The sequence below is a fragment of the Collinsella vaginalis genome (assembly GCF_900176655.1).
Classification (GTDB): Bacteria; Actinomycetota; Coriobacteriia; order Coriobacteriales; family Coriobacteriaceae; genus Collinsella; species Collinsella vaginalis.
The window spans coordinates 659,375-661,978 of the sequence record NZ_LT838843.1 but is presented as its reverse complement, the minus strand read 5'-3'; the positions used below and the strand labels follow the sequence as shown (position 1 = coordinate 661,978).

The 2,604-nt window shown below is 69.3% G+C and carries 3 protein-coding genes and 1 pseudogene; all 4 read left to right on the top strand.

Going from position 1 to position 2,604, the window contains the following annotated elements; all coding sequences use genetic code 11:
- Window positions 1–416 (top strand): annotated as a pseudogene (locus tag CAP13_RS09915) (radical SAM family heme chaperone HemW); the annotation flags it as partial.
- 281 nt (window positions 417–697) lie between these two features.
- Complete coding sequence (locus CAP13_RS04755; protein WP_425429820.1) at window positions 698–1,084, top strand: DnaJ domain-containing protein; 387 nt, start codon at window positions 698–700, stop codon at window positions 1,082–1,084.
- A gap of 4 nt (window positions 1,085–1,088) precedes the next feature.
- Entirely contained in the window at window positions 1,089–1,406 is a 318-nt protein-coding gene (locus CAP13_RS04750; RefSeq protein WP_085830452.1) for a hypothetical protein, read from the top strand.
- 147 nt (window positions 1,407–1,553) lie between these two features.
- On the top strand, window positions 1,554–2,604 hold a 1,051-nt coding region (dnaJ, locus tag CAP13_RS04745; protein WP_085830757.1), incomplete at its 3' end, for a molecular chaperone DnaJ.

Here is a 2,604-nt window from a genome sequence, read left to right as displayed (position 1 = left end):
TGCTTGGCCGTGCGTGCTACGGGGCCCTGCGCGCCGCCGCGCCCGCGCTGCCGGCCCCGGCGCCGGATGCCGCACGGTTTCGTTTGACGGTCACCTCCAGCACAGCGGAGATCGCCGTGGCCCGTTCCCTCGCCGACCTTGACTTCGAGGTGGAGCAGATGGGTGCCCGCGAGGCCGCCGCCGAGGACCTGATGCTCGGGCTCAGGATGAGCGCCGGCATCGGTGCGCCGGCGCTTGATCGCGCCCGGCAGGTAATCCCCGCGCCTGCCCTCGATGGGGCCCTCGCATGGGCGGTGGACACGGGCCTCGCCACATGGCAGGGGGAGGGCGATGCAAGGCGCCTCGCGCCCACTGAGCGCGGCTGGCTCATGGGCAACGAGCTCTACGGGCGTTTCTGGGACCTCGCCTCGGACTGAGTGCGTGGGCAGGGGGGCATAGGCGATATAGGCTCCAAAACCTATTTCTGACTGCCTTTCCAGGCAAATCGCCTTTGGATCGGCTTTCAGAAGACGTTTTCTTATCTTTCCCATGGGTGAGACTGGACACGGCGCCAAAACATACGTTTGAAGGCACGTTCAGGCAAATCGCCTCTGTGACGGCCTTCAGATGATGCTTTGCTCTCGATCCCTGCACGTGGCCGTGCTCCGGGCACGCGGCGTGCGCCCGCCTCCTCCACGACCGAGCAGATGGGGGCCAGATGGGTTTGGCGATCCGCGGCGCATACCAGCCGCGCCGTGGGGTATCCTCAGCTGAACCTGCCGCGCCCTCGGGGCGCTCGAAAATCCGAACAGAGAGGTCGCCCGCCCGCATGCCCGCAATGAACCAAAAGGACTACTACGCCATCCTCGGCGTCCCCCGCGACGCCGACAAGAGGGAGATCCAAAAGGCCTTCCAGAAGAAGGCCCGCACCCTGCATCCGGACATCAACAAGGCCCCGGACGCCGAGGAGCGCTTCAAGGAGGTCTCCGAGGCCTACGCCGTGCTCTCGGACGATCAGAAGCGCGCCCGCTACGACGCGATGCGCTCGGGATCGCCCTTCGCCGGTCAGCCGGCTGCGGGCCGCACCGGNCGCAGCCGGCGGTGACCTTGTGGGCCGGGCCCGCGTGGCCGCGGAGCGCCTCGAGGGTCGGGCCCGCACCGGGTTCGGCCTCATCGGCATCTCCCTGCCCTTCCTCGTTCTCGCGGCCCTCTCGGGAACCTTCTCGATCTTCGCCCTCATCTGCCTCGTCCCGCTGGTGGCCGGGGTGGCGAGCATCATCTCGGCCAACCCTCTCACGCGCTCCGCTCTCTGGTGGCGGCGCGGGCTCATCGCCATCGCGAACGGCGCGGCCAACAGCCTGCTCTGGGCCCTGTTGCTCGTCTGGTTCACCAGCTGCTCGCAGCGGATCCTCCTTTCACCGTGGTAGCGGTGAGCAACCGAGGGGCGCGGCGCATCCGTAGAAACGCGTTATCCGGTCCGCGCGTCGGGCATAATGGAGGCTGTGCACGCCTCGGGCGGCACGGCATGTTGTACGCATACAGGCCCCTGGTGGCCTGAGAGGGGATAATCGATCTTGGCGGAGACAAAGGACTACTACGAGGTGCTCGGCGTCGATCGCGACGCCGATCAGCGGACCATCAAGCGAGCCTTCCTGAAGCGCGCGCGGGAGGTGCACCCGGATGTCTCCGACGCCCCGGATGCCGAGGAGCGCTTCAAGGAGGTCAACGAGGCGTACTCGGTCCTCTCTGACGAGCAGAAGCGCGCCATGTACGACCGCTACGGCACCGTCGACGGCGCGGCGGCGGGCGGCGGCTACGTCGATTTCTCGGACATCTTCGGCGGCATGGGGATGGACGACATCTTCTCCTCCTTCTTCGGGGGCCAGGCGTGCGGCGCCGGCTCGCGGCGCGAGCGCCGGCGGGGGCGCGACATGGCGATCTCGCTCACGGTCACCCTCGAGGAGGCGGCGACGGGCTGCACGAAGACCATCAGCTATGATCGGCTCGCCCCGTGCGAGACCTGCGGCGGCGGCGGCATGGCCGAGGGCGCCGAGGAGCGTGAGTGTCCCCACTGCCACGGGACGGGTGTCGTGACCACGGTGCAGCGCTCGATTTTCGGGCAGGTCCAGTCGAGCTCGCCCTGCCCCGAGTGCGGCGGAGAGGGCACCATCGTTGACAAGCCCTGCCCCGACTGCGACGGCGAGGGGCGCGTGCCGACGCACGAGAAGCTCGACGTGAAGATCCCCGCCGGCATCGCGACCGGCCGCCAGCTGCGCATCTCGGGCTACGGCGAGGCGGGTTACCGCGGAGCGGAGGCGGGCGACCTCATCGTCACGTTGGAGGTGGCCGCCCACGAGCGCTTCCAGCGCAACCGCGATGATCTCTACGTCGCCCTCCCCATCTCGATGACCCAGGCCGCGCTCGGCGTCACCATGAGCGTGCCGGGCATCATGCCCGACGAGGAGGTCGAGATCCGGGTGCCCGCCGGCACGCAGGCGGGCGACGCGATCGAATGCGCCGGCTTCGGCATGCCCCGGCTCGGCGGCGGGGGTTCCCGCGGGCGCCTCATCGCCCGCGCCGAGATCAAGGTCCCCCGCGAGCTCCCCGCCGAGGCCCGGCGCCTGC